General features: G+C 63.5%; 18 protein-coding genes. 4 read left to right on the plus strand and 14 right to left on the minus strand.

Features of this window, described 5'->3' with window-relative positions:
• The first annotated feature begins 147 nt into the window (after nucleotides 1–147).
• Nucleotides 148–900, plus strand: a complete 753-nt coding sequence (locus ACWTU7_RS25065; RefSeq protein WP_455840784.1) for a sulfite exporter TauE/SafE family protein — start codon at nucleotides 148–150, stop codon at nucleotides 898–900.
• Here ACWTU7_RS25065 and trmD read toward each other — a convergent pair.
• Nucleotides 882–1,580, minus strand: coding sequence for a tRNA (guanosine(37)-N1)-methyltransferase TrmD (gene trmD / locus ACWTU7_RS25070; protein WP_455840783.1), 699 nt, complete (start codon nucleotides 1,578–1,580; stop codon nucleotides 882–884). The two genes, ACWTU7_RS25065 and trmD, sit on opposite strands and share 19 nt — an antisense overlap.
• The gene (gene rimM / locus ACWTU7_RS25075) at nucleotides 1,577–2,176 is read right to left on the minus strand and encodes a ribosome maturation factor RimM (RefSeq protein ID WP_455840782.1); all 600 of its coding nucleotides are present in this window, start codon (nucleotides 2,174–2,176) and stop codon (nucleotides 1,577–1,579) included. Before rimM ends, trmD begins: the two co-directional genes overlap by 4 nt.
• 128 nt (nucleotides 2,177–2,304) lie before the next feature.
• On the opposite strand from rimM, the gene ACWTU7_RS25080 reads away from it, so the two are divergent.
• On the plus strand, nucleotides 2,305–3,243 hold the full coding sequence (locus ACWTU7_RS25080; RefSeq protein ID WP_455840781.1) for a tyrosine recombinase XerC: 939 nt from the start codon (nucleotides 2,305–2,307) through the stop codon (nucleotides 3,241–3,243).
• A 115-nt stretch (nucleotides 3,244–3,358) separates the two neighbouring features.
• The gene (locus ACWTU7_RS25085; RefSeq protein WP_455840780.1) at nucleotides 3,359–4,426 is read left to right on the plus strand and encodes a TraB/GumN family protein; all 1,068 of its coding nucleotides are present in this window, start codon (nucleotides 3,359–3,361) and stop codon (nucleotides 4,424–4,426) included.
• Nucleotides 4,427–5,111: 685 nt separating this feature from the next.
• Here ACWTU7_RS25085 and lpdA read toward each other — a convergent pair.
• The 11 genes from lpdA to mdh all read right to left on the minus strand — a co-directional run bounded on the left by lpdA (nucleotide 5,112) and on the right by mdh (nucleotide 16,514).
• Complete coding sequence (gene lpdA / locus ACWTU7_RS25090; RefSeq protein WP_455840779.1) at nucleotides 5,112–6,518, minus strand: dihydrolipoyl dehydrogenase; 1,407 nt, start codon at nucleotides 6,516–6,518, stop codon at nucleotides 5,112–5,114.
• 24 nt (nucleotides 6,519–6,542) lie between these two features.
• Entirely contained in the window at nucleotides 6,543–7,298 is a 756-nt protein-coding gene (locus ACWTU7_RS25095; protein WP_029349369.1) for an SDR family oxidoreductase, read from the minus strand.
• The gene (locus ACWTU7_RS25100) at nucleotides 7,295–7,807 is read right to left on the minus strand and encodes a hypothetical protein (protein ID WP_455840778.1); all 513 of its coding nucleotides are present in this window, start codon (nucleotides 7,805–7,807) and stop codon (nucleotides 7,295–7,297) included. The genes ACWTU7_RS25095 and ACWTU7_RS25100 overlap by 4 nt, the downstream gene beginning before the upstream one ends.
• A gap of 41 nt (nucleotides 7,808–7,848) precedes the next feature.
• Nucleotides 7,849–9,150: a 2-oxoglutarate dehydrogenase complex dihydrolipoyllysine-residue succinyltransferase gene (odhB, locus tag ACWTU7_RS25105; RefSeq protein ID WP_029349373.1), complete on the minus strand. Its 1,302-nt coding sequence runs from the start codon at nucleotides 9,148–9,150 to the stop codon at nucleotides 7,849–7,851.
• 49 nt (nucleotides 9,151–9,199) lie between these two features.
• On the minus strand, nucleotides 9,200–12,187 hold the full coding sequence (locus ACWTU7_RS25110) for a 2-oxoglutarate dehydrogenase E1 component (protein ID WP_455840777.1): 2,988 nt from the start codon (nucleotides 12,185–12,187) through the stop codon (nucleotides 9,200–9,202).
• Nucleotides 12,188–12,328: 141 nt separating this feature from the next.
• On the minus strand, nucleotides 12,329–13,231 hold the full coding sequence (gene sucD / locus ACWTU7_RS25115) for a succinate--CoA ligase subunit alpha (RefSeq protein WP_455840776.1): 903 nt from the start codon (nucleotides 13,229–13,231) through the stop codon (nucleotides 12,329–12,331).
• A 12-nt stretch (nucleotides 13,232–13,243) separates the two neighbouring features.
• Nucleotides 13,244–13,663: a PIN domain-containing protein gene (locus ACWTU7_RS25120; protein WP_029349379.1), complete on the minus strand. Its 420-nt coding sequence runs from the start codon at nucleotides 13,661–13,663 to the stop codon at nucleotides 13,244–13,246.
• Nucleotides 13,653–13,883, minus strand: a complete 231-nt coding sequence (locus ACWTU7_RS25125) for a hypothetical protein (protein WP_029349381.1) — start codon at nucleotides 13,881–13,883, stop codon at nucleotides 13,653–13,655. The genes ACWTU7_RS25120 and ACWTU7_RS25125 overlap by 11 nt, the downstream gene beginning before the upstream one ends.
• Nucleotides 13,884–13,944: 61 nt before the next feature.
• Entirely contained in the window at nucleotides 13,945–14,316 is a 372-nt protein-coding gene (locus ACWTU7_RS25130) for a cupin domain-containing protein (RefSeq protein WP_455840775.1), read from the minus strand.
• A 4-nt stretch (nucleotides 14,317–14,320) separates the two neighbouring features.
• Complete coding sequence (gene sucC / locus ACWTU7_RS25135) at nucleotides 14,321–15,514, minus strand: ADP-forming succinate--CoA ligase subunit beta (RefSeq protein ID WP_455840774.1); 1,194 nt, start codon at nucleotides 15,512–15,514, stop codon at nucleotides 14,321–14,323.
• Nucleotides 15,515–15,545: 31 nt separating this feature from the next.
• On the minus strand, nucleotides 15,546–16,514 hold the full coding sequence (mdh, locus tag ACWTU7_RS25140; protein WP_135934144.1) for a malate dehydrogenase: 969 nt from the start codon (nucleotides 16,512–16,514) through the stop codon (nucleotides 15,546–15,548).
• Between the two features lie 239 nt (nucleotides 16,515–16,753).
• Here mdh and ACWTU7_RS25145 point away from each other — a divergent pair, with 239 nt between their 5' ends.
• Nucleotides 16,754–17,182: an N-acetyltransferase family protein gene (locus tag ACWTU7_RS25145; protein WP_455840773.1), complete on the plus strand. Its 429-nt coding sequence runs from the start codon at nucleotides 16,754–16,756 to the stop codon at nucleotides 17,180–17,182.
• A 99-nt stretch (nucleotides 17,183–17,281) separates the two neighbouring features.
• On the opposite strand, the gene zapE is transcribed toward ACWTU7_RS25145, so the two are convergent.
• Nucleotides 17,282–18,484 carry a cell division protein ZapE gene (zapE, locus tag ACWTU7_RS25150; RefSeq protein WP_455840772.1) on the minus strand — a complete coding sequence of 401 codons (1,203 nt, stop codon included), beginning with the start codon at nucleotides 18,482–18,484 and terminating at the stop codon, nucleotides 17,282–17,284.
• Nucleotides 18,485–18,555: the final 71 nt, after the last annotated feature.

The following is an 18,555-nucleotide window of genomic DNA, read 5'->3' on the forward strand; positions in this document are numbered from 1 at the left end:
CAGCTATTTCGACGCTTTGTCACGCCTTGGCCGTGTCTTTTTTGGTCGTCGGCCGACATTGCAATCTTTCAGCGCAGGGGTTGCGTCGAAGGCTCAAGCTTTTTAAGCCGGGTAAAACGTGACTTTCCTCCGGCGGCAACACCCTCCATGCCAGTTCTCGATGCGGCCCTGCTCTTTTTCGCGGGCTTTCTCTCAGGTGCCGTCAACGCCATAGCCGGCGGCGGGACGTTTATAACCTTCGGCGCCATGTCGCTGGTCGGCTTGCCGCCGATCGTCGCCAACGCCACCTCGTCGCTGACACAGTTTCCCGGCTACATCACCTCGACGCTCGCTTACTGGTCCGACATCAAGCATTTCTGGCGCACTGCGTTGCTGCTCGGCGTCATATCGGCCTTCGGCGCGCTGGCCGGTGCGCTCATCCTTCTGGCGCTCGACAATCCGTCGTTTCGCGTCCTGGTGCCCTGGCTGCTGCTGGCGGCAACCGCCCTGTTCGCCGCCGGGCCGTGGCTGAAGCCGGCGCCCAAGCCGGGGCATGAGGCCGCGGTGGGTTCGCTGGTCGGTTCCCTGGCGCAATTCGCCACCGCCGTCTATGGCGGCTTCTTCGGCGCTGGCATGGGCGTCATGATGCTGGCGACGCTCGGCCTCACCCAGCCCGGCGACTATCACCGACTGAACGCGCTGAAGAACATGCTGGCAGTGGTCATCGCGGCGATAGCCATCCTGGTCTTCGTCTCCGGCGGCGTGATCGCCTGGCCGCAGGCGATCATCATGATACCCGGCGGCGCGCTGGGCGGCTATGCCGGCGTCTGGATCGCCAGACGCGTGCCGCAAATTGCCGTGCGCGGCTTCGTCGTCGGGGTCGGCGTGTTCCTGGCCTTTTACTATTTCACCAAGGGGTGAGCGGCCAGCAGATCCGGCCGCCTTTCCCTGGTCAGCCTTTCCGACTCGCCGCGCCGCCATGCGGCGATCTTCTTGTGATTGCCCGAGGTGAGAACCTCGGGGATCTGCCGGCCCTCGAATTCCTGCGGCCGCGTGTAGTGCGGGTGTTCGAGCAGGCCGTTTTCAAAGCTCTCTTCATCGCCCGACACCGCATTGCCCATCACGCCGGGCAACAGCCGCACGACAGCGTCGAGCAGCACAAGGGCTGCCGGCTCGCCGCCGGAGAGGATGAAGTCGCCGACCGAGACCTCTTCCAGCCCACGCGCGTCAATCACCCGCTGGTCAACGCCCTCGAAGCGTCCGCAGACGATGACGACACCCGGCCCGGCGGCCAGTTCACGCACGCGGGCCTGCGTCAGCGGCTTGCCACGCGGGCTCATCAGCAGGCGCGGGCGCGGATCACCCTCTGGCGAGGCGTGGTCGATGACGCTGGCCAGCACATCGGCGCGCATCACCATGCCGGCGCCGCCGCCGGCCGGCGTATCGTCGACGGTGCGATGGCGGTCGCTGGCGAAATCGCGGATCTGGATTGCTTCCAGCGACCATGTGCCTGATACCAGGGCCCGGCCGGCCAGCGACAGGCCGAGCGCGCCGGGAAACATCTCGGGATAGAGCGTCAGCACCGAGGCGGAAAAACTCACCGGTTTCCCCCGGCGTCCTTGGGCCCGCGCGGCCTGCCCTTCGGGTCGAAACCGTAGCGGCCGGGTTCATCGCCGTCTTCGTCATCGATCAAGCCCGCCGCCGCCGGATCGATGCGGACAAAGCCCTCTTTGATCGACACGTCAGGAACGGCGGCCTGGGTGAACGGGATCAGCACGCCTTTGCGCCCCGCCAACGTCACGTCGAGAATGTCGCCGCCGCCGAAATTATGCACGGCGACGACCTTGCCGATGTCAGCACCGGTATCGTCCCGGACCGCCAGCCCGACGAGATCGGCATGATAGAATTCGTCCTCTTCGCCGTCGTCAGGCAGCATCGAGCGGTCGACGAACAATTCCGTGCCGGCAAGCGCCTCGGCGGCGTTGCGGTCGCTGATGCCCTTGAAACGCACCACCACGACGTTGTTGGCCGGCCTGATGTCGACGATCTGGAAGGCGCGGCCGTCCTTGGCATAGAGCGGCCCGTAGTCGGCCAGCGCCAGCGGATCGCCGGTGAAGGTCTTCACGCGCAATTCGCCCTTGATGCCGTGGGCGGCGCCGATCACGGCCATCTGGACGGGGTTTTGCGGTTTGGTCATCGGAAAAATCCTTTGCCTTGCTCTAGCTCCACCCTCTTGTCATTTCAATGACGCGGCTCTTCACGGCTTCCTAACCCGGCTGCCGGAAGATGGCCCAGAATGGAAGAACGGCATATCGGAAGAGCGCAATGCAGGAATTCCTCATCCCGGCCAAACCAGACCTTCAGGCGGCCCGCGAAAGCTGGCTGAAGATGCTGGCGCGCGAGCGCCGGATGTCGCCGGAAACCGTGGAGGCCTATGAGCGCGATACGCGCCAGTTCCTGCATTTCCTGACCGGCCATTGCGGCGGTTCGCCCGGTATTTCGGATATCGCCGATCTGCGCCCGGCCGATCTGCGCGGCTTTCTCGCCGCCCGCCGCGCCGGAGGCGCCGGCGCCCGCACGCTCGGACGCGGGCTGGCCGGCATCCGCTCGCTGCTGCGCTTTCTGGAGCGGCGCGGCCTCGTCAATGCGGCGGGTGCTGCGGCACTGCGCGCGCCACGGCAGCCGAAGTCGCTGCCCAAGCCGCTGACGGCAAGCGATGCGAAACACGTCGTTTCGGTGGAGGGCCAGCTGGCGGAGGAACCGTGGATCGCTGCCCGCAACGGCGCCGTGCTGACGCTGCTCTACGGCTCGGGCCTGCGCATTTCCGAGGCGCTCGGCCTGTCCGGCGCCGATCTGTCGTCGCCTGATGAAACGGTGCTGCGCGTCACCGGCAAGGGCGGCAAGACGCGGCTGGTGCCGGTGCTGCCGGTGGCGCTGCGGGCGATCGCCGAGTACCGCCGGCTTTGCCCCTATCATCTCGACCCGAAGGGCCTGCTGTTTCGCGGCGCCCGCGGCGGCCCGCTCAACCCGGCCATCGTCCAGCGCGACATGGCCAAGTTGCGCTCGGCGCTCAATCTGCCCGACACCGCCACGCCGCACGCCTTGCGCCATTCCTTCGCCACGCATCTGCTTGGACGCGGCGGCGACCTGCGCACCATCCAGGAACTTTTGGGCCACGCCAGCTTGTCGACGACACAGATCTACACCGGCCTCGACACCGCGAGGCTGCTCGAAATCTATGAAGCGGCCCATCCGCGGGCGTAACCGACGCATGATTTCGCAAAGTTGCAGCCAAGATATGAGCCGTGGAGCCATGTCCAAGACAATTTTGCTGCGCCGGTTAACCGTTTCGCCGTTCTTTGTCTCTAAAAAGCGGACCATGAAACGCGTCATTGCCATCGCCGACCGCACGGCCCTTGCCTCGTTGAGGCTGCTCGTGGCGCTCAACGTCCTGTTTTTTCTCTCTTTCCTCATCATCGCGCTGCTCGCCGCCGGCAAGGCGCGCGCCGAAACCCCGGCCTGCGCCGGCGCCGACATGCTGTCGGCCTTGCAGAAGGACGACCCGGCCACCTACCGCAAGATCGAGACCGAAGCGGCCGCGACACCGAACGGCAAGGGCCTGTTGTGGAAACTGGAAAAGGCGGGCGAAAGACCGTCCTTCCTGTTCGGCACCATGCATATGTCCGACCCGCGCGTGACCACTCTGCCGCCCGCCGCGCAAAAGGCCTTTGACGCCGCGGACACTATCGTCATCGAGACCACGGAGGTGCTCGATCAGCAGAAGATGATGGCGGCGTTCCTGAAAGAGCCGGAACTGATGATGTTCACCGACAGCACCACGCTGTCCTCGCTGCTGTCGCCCGACGATGCGGCGGCGGTGAACAAGGCGCTCGACTCGCGCGGCATCCCGCCGGCGAGTGTCGCCAAGATGAAACCGTGGATGCTGTCGACCATGATCGCGCTCCCGGCCTGTGAACTGGCCCGCCAGGCCGGCGGCACGCCGGTGCTCGACATCAAGCTTGCGCAGGACGCCAAAGCCTCAGGCAAAGCCGTCGATGGGTTGGAGACCATCGCCGACCAGCTTCGCGCCATGGCCTCCCTGCCGCTCGCTTTTCACATGAAGGGCCTCGTCGACACACTGAAGCTCGGCAACAGGGTGAACGACGTCAACGAAACCATGATCGTGCTTTACCAGCGCGGCGACATCGGCATGCTCTGGCCGATATTTCGTGCCGTCCTTCCCGGCGACAAAGACGATTCGGCGGGCTATGCCGCCTTCGAGGAAACCATGATCACCAGCCGCAACAAGGTGATGATCGACCATGCCGGGCCGATCCTCGCCAAGGGCAACGCCTTCATGGCGGTCGGCGCCCTGCACCTTCCGGGCGCGGAAGGTCTGGTCGAGGATTTCCGCAAGGCCGGCTACACCGTCACTGCCGTCGATTGAGTTGCACGGTTGAGTTGCGAATCCAGCAAGACGTGATTCGGAGCGATGCCTTTCCCGAATCACGGAAAGCTTGTCTCAGTACAGGAAGGTCGAAAGGTTTATTTTGGCTCGATTGCTGCGAATTTTGCGAGTAAAGTGCGTGCGGACAAACGATTCCCGGCGAAGATTGCCCTGTTTTCGGCGGTTTCGATCCCTAGCGTGAAACCTGTTCGGCGATTGCGCGTTGATGTGTGTTGATTGATACCTTTCATCCCACGGAGGACACTTTTATGGCGAATCCAAACGACCCGTACACCACTCCGACACCCCCTCCCAGGTCGGGTGGCGGCAGCACCGGCTGGCTGATTGCCCTGGTTGTCGTTATTCTGGCTATTGTCGCTTACTATGTTTTTGGAAGAAGCGACGAAGCGCCAGCGCCTACTGAACCGCCGGCCGCCACGACGCCGGCCCCGGCGCCTGCTGAACCGACGCCTGCTCCGGCAGAGCCTGCGCCAGCTCCGGCACCCGCAGAGCCAGCTCCAGCGCCTGCACCGGCACCTGCTCCGGCGCCTGCAGAGCCAGCGCCTGCTCCGGCGCCCGCACCAGCCCCGCAGTGATCGGCTGCTGACTCCAGATACGAACGGCCCGCTGAAAAGCGGGCCGTTTTGCTTTGAGCCGTCAGATGGCTGCCGGAGGTGGGGAAGGCCTACATGTGGATCGGCTTGAAGAAGGTCGCCAGTGCCGCTTCCTTCACCGCTTCCGACATCGTCGGATGGGCGTGGCAGGTGCGGGCAAGATCTTCCGACGAGCCGCCGAACTCCATCAGCACCGCCGCCTCGTGGATCATCTCGCCGGCGCCGAAACCGACGATGTGGACGCCGAGCACGCGGTCGCTCTGCTTGTCAGCCAGGATCTTCACGAAGCCGTCGGTATGCAGCATGGCGCGCGCCCGCCCATTGGCGCTGAACGGAAATTTTCCAGCCTTATAGTCGATGCCGGCCTTCTTCAGCTCTTCCTCGGTCTTTCCCACTGAGGCGATTTCCGGACTGGTGTAGACGACGTTCGGGATCACCTCATAGTTCACATGGCCGGCCTGCCCGGCAATGATCTCGGCCACCGCCACCCCCTCGTCCTCGGCCTTGTGCGCGAGCATCGGCCCGGCGATGACGTCGCCGATGGCGTAGATGCCGGGTACATTGGTCTTGAGATGGCCGTCCGTCTTGACCCGGCCACGCTCGTCGACCTCGACACCGGCTTCCTTCAGCCCGAGACTGTCCGAATAAGGCCGGCGTCCCGTCGCGATTAGCACCGCATCGGCCTCGATGATCTCGGCCGCACCGCCCTTGATCGGCTCGAACGTCACGGTGGCACCCTTCTTGGCCTTGGCGACACCGGTGACCTTGGCGCCGAGCTTGAACTCGACGCCTTGCTTGGACAGCATGCGCTGGAACTGTTTGGCAACCTCGCCGTCCATGCCGCCCAGAATGGTGTCGAGGAACTCGACGACGGTCACCTTGGCGCCGAGCCGCGCCCATACCGAGCCGAGCTCCAGCCCGATGACGCCGCCGCCGACCACCACCAGATGGCCCGGCACCTTGGCCAGCGACAACGCGCCGGTCGAGGACATGATGACCTTCTCGTCGATGTCGACCTTGACGCCCGGAATGCCGGCGACGTCGGAGCCGGTGGCGATGACGATGTTCTTGGTCTCGATCTCCTCGACCTTGCCGTCCTCGCCGGTCACCGACACCTTGCCGGCGGACAAGACCTTGCCGGTGCCGCGAAAGCTGTCGATCTTGTTCTTCTTGAACAGGAAGGCGACGCCGTTGACGTTGGACGACACGGTCGCATCCTTGTGCGCCATCATCTTCCCTAGATTGAGCTTTGGCGCACCGATCTCGACGCCGAGCGCGTCGAAGGAATGACCGGCCTCGGCAAAGATTTCGGAAGCATGCAGCAGCGCTTTGGACGGGATGCAGCCGATATTGAGGCAGGTGCCGCCGAAGGTCGGGTTCTTTTCGACCACCGCCGTCTTCAGGCCGAGCTGTGCCGCCTTGATGGCGCAGACGTAACCGCCCGGTCCCGATCCGATGATAACGACGTCATAAGCCATGATACTGTCCTTCTGGTCTGGCACTCAGCGGCCGCCGCTCACATTCAGGATCGCGCCCGTCGTATAGGACGCGTCGTCCGACAAAAGATAAAGAACCGCATGCGCGACTTCATCTGAAGTGCCCGCCCGTTTCATCGGCAGCATGTCCTTCATCCGCTCGACGCGGTCGGGCTGGCCGCCCGAGGCATGGATCTCGGTGCCGATGATGCCAGGACGCACCGCATTGACGCGCACGCCCTCGGTTGCCACCTCGCGGGCCAACCCAAGGGTGAAGGTGTCGATCGCGCCCTTGGACGCCGCGTAGTCGACATATTCGCCCGGCGAGCCATGCGCTGAGGCGGCGGACGAAATGTTGACGATCGCGCCGCCCCTGCCGCCATGGCTGCTCGACATGCGCTTCACGGCCTCGCGGGCGCACAGCATCGGGCCGATGACGTTGATGCGCATCATGCGCTCCAGCCGCGCAACGCTCATCTCGTCGACGCGTGCCTTGACGTCGACCACGCCGGCATTGTTGACAAGGGCGTCGAGCCGGCCGTAGGCGCGGTCCACTGCCTCGAACATGGCCACGACATCGGCCTCAACGCCGACATCGCCCTTGACCGCCAAAGCCTCGCCTCCTGCCGCCGCTATTTCAGCGACCAGTGCGTCGGCGGCGCTTTGGTTCGTCGCGTAGTTGACCGCCACGCGGTAGCCGGCCTTGGCTGCCAGCCGGCAGATGGCGGCGCCGATTCCGCGGCCGCCGCCGGTGACCAGCAGGACTTTTTTCGTCGCGCTCATTCCTGGCAGCCTTTCAGCGAAAAAACGTCCCACGGCACTTTCGAAAAGCCATTGGCGCCATAGGCGGACGACATCTGCAGCGACGGCCCGAGGTCGGGAAAGATCAGGGCCTTCGGCGCATCCACGCCCTCGGCCGGCAGCAGAGCGATGTTGCCCTTCTCGTCAGCACTGTAGACGACCCCCTCCCACACTGTGCAGGCGGCGAGCTCGTCGCCGGTGACGTCGCCTGTCGGGCATTTGTACATCAGCGAACCATGCGGCCGCGCCACGCCTTCCGTCCACATGACGATACCGTCGAGTACGACGCTGTTGTCGAGCACCATCTTGAAGGTGTTGGTGACGACAGCCGATCCCCCGGTCGGCCTGAAATCGATCTCGGCCGCGCTTTCGGCATCGCCATAGACGGCGAGCTCGAGCGGACAGGCGGCAAAGGCTGCCGATCCCGTCTGCGCAACACCGGCCGTGCACAGCGTGAAAATCAATCCGGAGCGCAAACGAGAGGAGCTCATTCGGTGGCGCAGATCCATTCTCCGGCTCACCTCGACCTACCTTAGAGGTCGAGCACCAGCCGCTCCGGATCCTCCAGGCTTTCCTTGACCCGGACCAGGAAGGTCACCGCTTCCTTGCCGTCGACGATGCGGTGATCGTAGGAGAGCGCCAGATACATCATCGGCCGGATCACGATCTGGCCGCCGACCACCACCGGCCGCTCCTGGATCTTGTGCATGCCCAGAATGCCCGACTGCGGCGCGTTGAGGATCGGCGTCGACATCAGCGAGCCGTAGACGCCGCCGTTAGAAATCGTAAACGTGCCTCCTTGCATATCCGCCACGGAAAGCTTGCCGTCACGCGCGGCGACGCCCAGCCTGCCGATATCCTTCTCGATCTCGGCGATCGACATCTGGTCGGCGTCGCGCACGACCGGCACGACGAGGCCCTTTTCGGTGCCGACGGCGACGCCGATATGGGCGTAGTTCTTGAAGATGATGTCGGTGCCGTCGATCTCAGCATTGACGGAAGGGATTTCCTTCAGCGCATGGGTGACGGCCTTGGTGAAGAAGCCCATGAAGCCCAGCTTCACGCCGTGCTTCTTCTCGAACACATCCTTGTATTTGGTCCTGAGCGCCATCACCGCGCTCATGTCCACCTCGTTGAAAGTGGTCAGCATGGCTGCGGTCGACTGCGCTTCCTTGAGGCGGCGCGCGATGGTCTGCCGCAGCTTGGTCATGCGCACGCGCTCTTCGCGCGACGCGTCGTCGGCCGAGGACGGCGCACGGGCAGCAACCGGTGCAGGGGCCTTCGGCGTCTCGGCCGGTTGCGACGGCGCGCCCCTGGCGATCGCGTCGAGCACGTCGCCCTTCAGCACCTGGCCGCGCTTGCCGGAGCCCGAGACCTGGTCGACCGCGAGATTGCTCTCGGCCAGCAGCTTGGCCGCCGCCGGCGCCGGCGGCATCGCGCGCGCCTCGATCGGCCCGGCATCGCCGGCGATCTTGGCGGTCTCGGCCGCGGCTTGCTCGACTGTGGATGCGGCGGTCGGAGCCGAGGCCTGCGACACCGCGTCCTGCTTCGTTTCAGGAGTTGACGCCTTCGCGGGCGCTGCCGCTTTTGCCCCGTCGCCCGCCGAAATCATGCCGAGCAAAGCGCCGACCTCGACCGTCTCGCCTTCCTTGACGGCGATTTCGCTGAGCGTTCCTGCGGCCGCGGCCGGCACTTCCACCGTTACCTTGTCGGTTTCGAGCTCGACCAGCGGCTCGTCGGTGGCGATCGCGTCGCCCACCTTCTTGAACCATTTGCCGATGGTCGCCTCGGTGACGGATTCGCCAAGAGTGGGGACGCGGATTTCGGTAGCCATTTGCCTGTCCGTTTTTCTGTCGGTTCTGTTCTATTCGCCGAGCTCTGTTCTATTCACCGAGCGCGTCTTCGAGCAAGGCGGCAAGCTGGGCGAGATGCTTCGACATCAATCCGGTGGCCGGCGACGCGGCGGCCGGCCGGCCGGTATAGCGCACCCGCTGATGCTTGGCGTCGATATGCGCCAGCACCCATTCCAGATACGGATCGATGAACGACCAAGCGCCCATATTCTTGGGCTCCTCCTGGCACCACACCATCTCGGCGTTGCGGAAGCGTGACAGCTCGGTGATCAGCGCCTTGGCCGGGAAGGGATAGAGCTGTTCGACGCGCAGCAGATAGATGTCGTTGATGCCGCGCTTCTCGCGCTCCTCGTAGAGGTCGTAATAGACCTTGCCCGTGCAGAGCACGACGCGGCGGATCTTCGAATCCTTGGTGAGCTTGATCGCCTGGCCGGGGAGCTGCTGGGCATCGTCCCACAACAGCCGGTGGAACGCGCTTTCGCCCGACATCTCCGGCAGCGTCGACACCGCCCGCTTGTGACGCAGCAGCGACTTCGGCGTCATCAGGATCAGCGGCTTGCGGAAATCCCGCTTCAACTGCCGGCGCAGGATGTGGAAGTAGTTGGCCGGCGTCGTGCAGTAGGCCACCTGCATGTTGTCTTCGGCGCAAAGCTGCAGGAAGCGCTCGAGCCTGGCCGACGAATGTTCCGGCCCCTGGCCTTCATAGCCATGCGGCAACAGGCAGACGAGGCCCGACATTCTGAGCCACTTGCGCTCGCCCGACGAGATGAACTGGTCGAACACCACCTGGGCGCCGTTGGCGAAATCGCCGAACTGGGCTTCCCAGAGCGTCAGCGCCTTCGGCTCGGCCAGGCTGTAGCCGTATTCGAAGCCGAGCACGGCCTCTTCTGACAGCATCGAGTTGATGACCTCGAAGCCGGCTTGCGCCGCCGACAGATTGTTGAGCGGAATGTAGCGCGTCTCGTCGCGCTGATCGTAGAGCACGGAGTGGCGTTGCGAGAACGTTCCGCGCTCCGAATCCTGTCCGGACAGCCGGACCGGATTGCCGTCGAGCAGGATGGCGCCGAAGGCCAGCGCCTCGGCTGTAGACCAGTCGATGCCTTCGCCCGACTCGATCGCCTGGCGGCGATTCTCGAGAAACCGCAGGATCGTCTTGTGGGCCTCGAAATCCTTCGGTACCTCGGTCAGCTTCTTGCCGATTTCCTTCAGCGTCTTGACCGGCACGGCGGTCTTGCCGCGCCGCTGTTCGTCCTGGTTGTCGGCCGTGCGCAGGCCCGACCAAGCGCCATCCAGCCAGTCGGCCTTGTTTGGCTTGTAATGCTGGCCGACTTCGAATTCCTGCTCGAGATGTGCCCGCCAGTCCGCCTTCATCTTGTCGAATTCGGCCTGGGTGAGGTGGCCCTCGGCGATCAGCCGGTCGGCATAGATCTGCACCGTCGTCTTGTGGCTGCGGATGTTGCTGTACATGATCGGCTGGGTGAAAGCCGGTTCGTCGCCCTCATTGTGGCCGAAGCGGCGGTAGCAGAACATGTCGACCACGACAGGCTTGTGGAACTTCATGCGGAATTCGATCGCCACCTTGGTGGCATGGACCACGGCTTCCGGATCGTCACCGTTGACGTGGAAGATCGGCGCCTCGATCATCTTGGCCACATCCGATGGGTAGGGCGACGAGCGCGAGAAGCGCGGATTGGTGGTGAAGCCGATCTGGTTATTGATGATGAAATGCAGCGTGCCGGCGACGCGGTGGCCGCGCAGGCCCGACAAGCCGAGGATTTCGGCAATCACGCCCTGGCCGGCAAAGGCGGCGTCGCCGTGCAGGAGCAGCGGCAGCACCTTGGCGCGCTCTTCCAGCGGCACGATCTCCTCGCGGCTGCGGCCGAACAGGGAGTCCTGCTTGGCCCGCGCCTTGCCCATCACCACCGGATCGACGATTTCCAGATGCGACGGATTGGCGGTCAGCGACAGGTGCACCTTGTTGCCGTCGAACTCGCGGTCCGACGAAGCACCGAGATGGTACTTCACGTCGCCCGAGCCCTCGACCTCGTCGGGTGCGGCCGAGCCGCCCTTGAACTCGTGGAAGATGGCGCGGTGCGGCTTGGCCATCACCTGGGAGAGCACATTCAGCCGGCCGCGATGCGCCATGCCGAGCACGATCTCCTTCATGCCGAGCTGGCCGCCGCGCTTGACGATCTGCTCCAGCGCCGGGATCAGCGCCTCTGCGCCGTCGAGACCGAAGCGCTTGGTGCCCTTGTATTTGACGTCGATAAACTGCTCGAAGCCTTCGGCCTCGACCAGCTTCTGCAGGATCGCCTTCTTGCCGGTGGCGGTGAAGGAGATCTCCTTGTCGGTGCCCTCGATGCGCGCCTGGATCCAGGCCTTCTCCTCGGGATCGGAAATATGCATGAACTCGACGCCGAGCGTCGAGCAATAGGTGCGGGTCAGGATATCGAGCATCTGCCGGATGGTGCCGAATTCGAGGCCGAGCACATTGTCGAGGAAGATCGGGCGATCGTAATCGGCGGCGGTGAAGCCGTAATTTTCCGGCGACAGCTCGTTATAGTCCTCGAGCGGCTTGGCGATGCCGAGCGGATCGAGATTGGCGTGCAAATGGCCACGCATGCGGTAGGCACGGATCATCATGATGGCGCGCACGGAATCGCGCGTCGCCTGATGCACGTCGGCGTCGGAAAGGGAGACGCCGTTCATCACCGCCTTGTGCTGGACCTTCTTCTCGATGTGCTTCTCGACGATGCCCCAATTGCCGTCGAGCGCCGACACCAATTCGCCATTGGCCTGCAGCGGCCATGAGGGCTTGGCCCAAGAGGCGCCCTTGGCATTCTTGCGGACATCGCCGGCGTCGTCCTTCAGCGCCGCGAAGAAATCCCGCCATTCGGGATCGACTGAAGAGGGATCGTCCTCATAGGCGGCGTAGAGCGCGTCGATATAGTCGGCATTGCCGCCATAGAGGAAAGAGGTAAGCGAGAATTGGTCGTTGGCCTGATCTTGTCTTGCCATGTCACTGTCGAAGCCTTGGCTTCGTCTCCTTTTCCGAAGGGGAGTAAGGCAGTAGGGCAGTAGGGAAAGTGGCAATTGTCGCCACTCGTCCCGTTCTTCCTATTCCCCTACCCCCTTACTGCCCTTACTGCCCTTACTGCCTTAACCTTTGATCGCCTCGACCAGCGTCGTGCCAAGCCGGGCCGGCGAGGGCGAAACCCTTATCCCTGCCGATTCCATCGCCGCGATCTTGTCCTCGGCGCCGCCCTTGCCGCCGGAAATGACCGCGCCGGCATGACCCATGGTGCGGCCGGCCGGCGCCGTGCGCCCGGCGATGAAACCGGCCATCGGCTTCTTGCGGCCATGCCTGGCTTCGTCCTTGAGGAACTGCGCGGCGTCTTCCTCGGCCGAGCCGCCGATCTCGCCGATCATGATGATCGATTGGGTCTCCTCGTCGGCGAGGAACATCTCCAGCACGTCGATGAACTCCGTGCCTTTGACGGGATCGCCACCGATGCCGACGGCGGTGGTCTGGCCGAGGCCGACATTGGTGGTCTGGAACACTGCCTCATAGGTAAGCGTTCCCGAGCGGGAAACAACGCCGACCGAGCCCTTGCGGAAGATGTTGCCGGGCATGATGCCGATCTTGCATTCGTTGGGGGTCAGCACACCGGGGCAGTTGGGACCGATGAGCCGCGATGTCGAGCGGTCGAGCCTTGCCTTGACCTTGATCATGTCGATCACCGGGATGCCCTCGGTGATGCAGACGATCAGCGGGATCTCGGCTTCGATCGCTTCCAGGATCGCCTCTGCGGCGCCCGCCGGCGGCACATAGACAACGGAAGCATTGGCGCCGGTCGTTGCCTTGCCTTCGGCAACCGTGGAAAAGATCGGCAGGCTCTCGCCCTTGGCGCCGGTCCACGTCTCGCCACCCTTCTTGGGGTGGATGCCGCCGACCATTTTTGTCCCGTGATAGGCCAGCGCCTGTTCGGTATGGAACGTGCCGGTCTTGCCGGTCAGGCCCTGCACGAGCACCTTGGTGTTCTTGTCGACGAGAATGGACATTTTGCGACCTGATCAGTGAGTGCGGAAGGGGTTGATGGCGACCACGGTACCGTAAGTCTGTCCGTGGTTGAGGTCTTCGGTGTAAAGTGTCTTGACGCCAAGGCGCTCGGCGGCGGCGATGATTGCGCCATCCCAATATGAAATCTGGTAGCGCTGCGAGTTCTCAATGCCCCGCATGACGACCGCGCTGTCCAAATCCTGGCAGGGCTTCATGGAGATCGCGGCGACCCATTCGGCGGCCTTCGCTGGGGCCAGCGTGACATCCGCTCGTTTGGTCACATTCACATAGAACTCCTGCAGCACCTGTGCGGAGGTCGAATAGTCTTCCTTGGCGATCAACTCCACAGCGCGCTTGTACTTGGCGCGCTCGGATTTGTGCCCGATGGCGGCATAGACGAGCACGTTCGTGTCGAGGAAGCACTCAGCGGTCATAGAGAGCTTCCCGGTTCCACTTCTTGCCGCCCATGTCGCCTGCCGCCTCGCGGGCAAGGTTCAGCAAGGCTTGCCGTGCCTCGTCCTTGGCGCGCCGCTTCGTCGCCACTGTCGCGAAAAACTCGCGCACCATGGCGTTGACGGTCGTTCGCTGTTCGGCAGCCGTCAGCTTGACCTGCTCCAGAATCTCATCCTCAACCGCAAGAGTGATGTTCTTCATTCTCTTTTCTCCTGAAAATGTCACACAGTATATGTGTAACTGTGTGACATTCACAAGGTCGCTACAGCCGTTTCAGTTCCGCGACGGTGAGGTCGCTCTTGGCATTGCCGGTGTTGAGCGTCGTCGCCGGCTCGAACATCAGCACCACCGGCTCCTCGCTCAGCGAGCGCGGCCGATGCTCGACGGACCGCGGCACGACGATGAACTCGCCGCTGCCAAGCTCCACCGTGCCGTCGCGGAAATCGATAGCGATGCGGCCGCGCAGCACCAGAAACGCTTCGTCCTCATTGTCATGCGCATGCCAGTCGAAGACATCGCCAAACTTGGCGATCTTGACCTGGGCGTCGTTGACGTCGCCGGCGATATGCGGATCGAAGACCTTTTTGATCTTCTGATCCGCAGCCTCGACCAGATTTATCTTGTGCGGAGGCACCAGATCAGCCCTTCACCGCCGCCACGATCTTCTTGGCCGCGTCGTCGAGGTCGTCGGCGGAGACGACGTTAAGCCCGCTGTCGTTGATGATCTTCTTGCCGAGCTCGGCATTGGTGCCTTCGAGCCGCACCACCAGCGGCACCTGCAGCCCGACTTCCTTGACTGCTGCGATGACGCCCTCGGCGATGATGTCGCACTTCATGATGCCGCCGAAGATGTTGATCAGGATGCCTTTGACCGCCGGATCCTTGGTGATGATCTTGAACGCCGCCGTCACCTTCTCCTTCGACGCACCGCCGCCGACATCCAGGAAGTTGGCGGGCTCGGCGCCATAGAGCTTGATGATGTCCATCGTCGCCATGGCAAGGCCGGCGCCATTGACCATGCAGCCGATATTGCCGTCGAGCGCGACATAGGCGAGGTCGTATTTCGACGCCTCAATCTCCTTCTCGTCTTCTTCGGTGATGTCGCGAAGCTCCATCACGTCGGGATGGCGGAACAGCGCGTTGTTGTCGAACGACACTTTTGCGTCGAGCACGCGGAGCCGGCCATTCTTCATGACGATCAGCGGATTGACCTCGAGCAGGCTCATGTCCTTCTCGACGAAGGCCTTGTAGAGGATCGGGAACAGCGTCTCGCCGTCATTGGCGGCCTCGCCGTCGAGCTTCAGCGCGCCGTTGAGTTCTTCCAAATCGTCCGCCGTCACACCCTTTTCCGGGTCGATGGCGACGGTGATGATCTTTTCCGGCGTGTCATGGGCGACCGCCTCGATGTCCATGCCGCCCTCGGTCGAGACGACGAACGCGATGCGGCCGACGGAGCGGTCGACCAGCAGCGACAGGTAGAGCTCGCGCTCGATGTCGGCGCCGTCCTCGATATAGAGGCGGTTGACCTGCTTGCCCGCCGGGCCGGTCTGCTTGGTGACCAGCGTGTGGCCGAGCATCTCGTTGGCGTTGGCAACGACGTCGGCCACCGACTTCGCCAGCCGCACGCCGCCCTTGGCGTCGGGACCGAGCTCCCTAAACTTGCCCTTGCCGCGGCCGCCGGCATGGATCTGGCTCTTCACCACATAAAGGGGACCGGGCAGCACCTTGGCGGCGGCTTCCGCTTCGCTTGCCTCGAACACCGGCACGCCTTCGGCCACCGGTGCTCCAAAGCCCTTAAGCAGCGCCTTGCCCTGATATTCATGGATGTTCATGCGCGTTGTCTCCAGGTCACTTGGCGGCGGGTCACTTGGCGGCGAGATGCGGAGCGATCTTGACGCAGGCCTCGCACAGGCCCTGCACCGCCGCCACCGAACTGTCGAACATCTTCTGCTCGGGCTTGCTGAGCTCGATCTCGATGATGCGCTCTACGCCGCCGGCACCGATCACCACCGGCACGCCGACATAGGTGTTCTTGACGCCATACTGGCCGGAGAGATGCGCAGCACAGGGCAGCACGCGCTTCTTGTCCTTGAGATAGGCTTCGGCCATGGCGATCGCCGAGGCGGCCGGTGCGTAGAAGGCCGAGCCGGTCTTGAGCAGGCCGACGATCTCGGCGCCGCCGTCGCGGGTGCGCTGCACGATCTGGTCGAGCTTTTCCTTCGAGGTCCAGCCCATCTTGACGAGGTCGGGCAGCGGGATGCCGGCGACCGTCGAATAGCGGATCATCGGCACCATGGAATCGCCATGGCCGCCGAGCACGAAGGCGGTGACATCCTCGACCGAGACCTTGAATTCCTCGGCCAGGAAATAGCGGAAGCGCGAACTGTCCAGCACCCCGGCCATGCCGACGACATGGCTCTTCGGCAGTCCGGAAAACTTCTGCAGCGCCCAGACCATGGCGTCGAGCGGGTTGGTGATGCAGATGACAAAGGCTTTCGGCGCGTATTTCTTGAGACCCGCGCCAACCTGCTCCATGACCTTCAGGTTGATGCCGAGAAGGTCGTCGCGGCTCATGCCGGGCTTGCGCGGCACGCCGGCGGTGACGATGCAGACGTCGGCTCCCTCGATGCCGGCGTAATCGTTGACGCCGGTCAGCCTGGAATCGAACCCATCGACCGGCGACGACTGCGCGATATCCAGCCCCTTGCCTTGCGGGATGCCCTCGGCGATATCGAACAGCACAACGTCGCCGAGATCCTTGAGGCCGATCATGTGGGCGAGCGTGCCGCCGATCATGCCCGAGCCGATAAGCGCTATCTTGTTGCGTGCCATGTCAGGAGGTTTTCCCTTTAGACTGTGACGGCGCCCAAATCCTTCACGAATTTGATGACGGCGTCGAGGAAGGAGGCCGGAATGCTGCGGGGAAGCCGCAAAGATTTCGCCGCACCCAATAGCCCCGGCGCACAAAATATTCAAACGATTATTTTGGAGTGAGTTTTTTCAATCGGTTAGATCGATTGGGGTTTACGTAAACGTCAAAGTCTGTAAGCCGACTTCGGAGACTTTACATAATGGAAGTGGAAATCGTAAGGCTCAACCAAGGCGATGACGCCCTTGTGATGCGGGTCGCCGAGGATGTGTTCGATGAACCGGTCAGGCCGGATCGGCTGGCAGCATATCTCCGCGAACCCGGCCATTTCATGATCGTCGCCGTGGCCGATGACGTGGTCATCGGTCAATGCGCCGCCGTTATCCATCGGCATCCCGACAAGGTGAGTGAACTCTATGTCGACGAGGTGGGCGTATCGCCAGCCTTCCAACGCCAGGGCATCGCGACGAAGATGCTCGACGCGATGTTTGAGCTCGGCCGCGAGCTTGGCTGCGAGGAGGCCTGGGTCGGCACTGAGCCGGACAATATTGCGGCCCGCGCGGTGTATGAGGCGCGGAAGGAGCCACATGGGGCGGCGGAGGAGTTCGTGATGTATGTATTTGAGTTGTAGGGCACCACAGCGGGACCGAACCTTTTGGCGATGGCGGGACAGCACCCCCTCTGTCCGGCAGGACAGAGAGGGGTGTGACGGGACGCTACGAAACGAGGTTTAGGCCTGCGCCTGCCTCGCCTCCACAGGCACCACCTTCCCCCTTTGCCTCCCCGCCCAGTCTTCCAGCCATTCATGGCTCTGCATCTCGATCAGCCGTGACGCGGTGCGCTCGAACTCGAAGACCTCGTTGCCGCGCCTGGCCGTGTACAGCTGCGGTGGCGGTGCAGCGGCGCTCACCACCAGCCGCACATGATGATCGTAGAGCGTGTCGATCAGCAGGATGAAGCGCTTGGCCTCGTTGCGCATGCCTTCGCCGAGCACCGGCACATGATCGATGAAGATGGTCGAGAAGCGGGCGGCAATCGCCAGGAAATCGCGGGCACCGAGCGGTTTTTCGCAAAGATCGGCAAAGGAAAACCGCGCTGCTTCACCGGCAGCGCGCGGTACCACGATCTGCCGGCCCTTTACCGTCAATGCCGCCTCGGCTGTCCGCCGGCCACGCGTCATCACTTCCCAGGCCTCGTCGAGGACAGCATCGGCGGCGGCATCGGCAGGGGTGACATACACCGGCAGGCGGCTGAGCTTGTCCAGCCGATAGTCCTTGTCGGCATCCAGCGCCAGCACCTGCGCATGCCGCTCCAGGATGCCGATGAAGGGCAGGAAAAGCTGGCGGTTCAAGCCGTCGTGGTAGAGATCCTGCGGCGCGACATTGGACGTGGCGACCAGCACGACGCCGTTGGCAAACAGCGCCGAGAACAGCCGGGACAGGATCATCGCATCGGCGATGTCGGTGACGGAAAACTCATCGAAGCACAGCACCCAGGCTTCCTCGGCCAGCGCGCGGGCCACCGGCGCGATCGGGTCGTCTTCCCTGACGGCGCCCTCTTTACGCGCCTGCCGGTGCTTCTGGATGCGATCCTGCACATCGGCCATGAAGTCGTTGAAATGGACACGACGCTTGCGCCTGACCGGCACCAGCTCGAAGAACATGTCCATCAGCATGGTCTTGCCGCGGCCGACGCCGCCATGGATGTAGAGGCCCTTGACGGCCTCGCGCGTTTCACGCTTGCGGGCGAACAGCCAGCCCAGCGCGCTCGATTTGTGCGCCAGCCGCTTTGCCGAGATCTCATCGATCAACCGGTCGAGTGCCGCGACGATCCGCTCCTGCGCCGGATCGCGGTCGATCAGGCCGGTATCGACCAGATGGTCGTAGCGCTGCCGGACGGTCGCATGGGTCTGAAGGCCGTCACGCAGATGCATCGGTCACGTCGTTCTAGAGCAATTCCACCAAAAGTGCTTAGCGGTTTTCGGTCCGGAATTGCGTATAAACA

It is taken from the genome of Mesorhizobium sp. BHscii, from assembly GCF_053848065.1.

Coding starts and splice junctions, on each gene's coding strand:
- ACWTU7_RS25065 (WP_455840784.1), top strand. CDS start 148: ATGCCAGTTCTCGATGCGGCCCTGCTCTTTTTCGCGGGCTTTCTCTCA.
- rimM (WP_455840782.1), bottom strand. CDS start 2,176: ATGACCAAACCGCAAAACCCCGTCCAGATGGCCGTGATCGGCGCCGCC.
- ACWTU7_RS25080 (WP_455840781.1), top strand. CDS start 2,305: ATGCAGGAATTCCTCATCCCGGCCAAACCAGACCTTCAGGCGGCCCGC.
- ACWTU7_RS25085 (WP_455840780.1), top strand. CDS start 3,359: ATGAAACGCGTCATTGCCATCGCCGACCGCACGGCCCTTGCCTCGTTG.
- lpdA (WP_455840779.1), bottom strand. CDS start 6,518: ATGGCTTATGACGTCGTTATCATCGGATCGGGACCGGGCGGTTACGTC.
- ACWTU7_RS25095 (WP_029349369.1), bottom strand. CDS start 7,298: ATGAGCGCGACGAAAAAAGTCCTGCTGGTCACCGGCGGCGGCCGCGGA.
- ACWTU7_RS25100 (WP_455840778.1), bottom strand. CDS start 7,807: ATGAGCTCCTCTCGTTTGCGCTCCGGATTGATTTTCACGCTGTGCACG.
- odhB (WP_029349373.1), bottom strand. CDS start 9,150: ATGGCTACCGAAATCCGCGTCCCCACTCTTGGCGAATCCGTCACCGAG.
- ACWTU7_RS25110 (WP_455840777.1), bottom strand. CDS start 12,187: ATGGCAAGACAAGATCAGGCCAACGACCAATTCTCGCTTACCTCTTTC.
- sucD (WP_455840776.1), bottom strand. CDS start 13,231: ATGTCCATTCTCGTCGACAAGAACACCAAGGTGCTCGTGCAGGGCCTG.
- ACWTU7_RS25120 (WP_029349379.1), bottom strand. CDS start 13,663: ATGACCGCTGAGTGCTTCCTCGACACGAACGTGCTCGTCTATGCCGCC.
- ACWTU7_RS25125 (WP_029349381.1), bottom strand. CDS start 13,883: ATGAAGAACATCACTCTTGCGGTTGAGGATGAGATTCTGGAGCAGGTC.
- sucC (WP_455840774.1), bottom strand. CDS start 15,514: ATGAACATCCATGAATATCAGGGCAAGGCGCTGCTTAAGGGCTTTGGA.
- mdh (WP_135934144.1), bottom strand. CDS start 16,514: ATGGCACGCAACAAGATAGCGCTTATCGGCTCGGGCATGATCGGCGGC.
- ACWTU7_RS25145 (WP_455840773.1), top strand. CDS start 16,754: ATGGAAGTGGAAATCGTAAGGCTCAACCAAGGCGATGACGCCCTTGTG.
- zapE (WP_455840772.1), bottom strand. CDS start 18,484: ATGCATCTGCGTGACGGCCTTCAGACCCATGCGACCGTCCGGCAGCGC.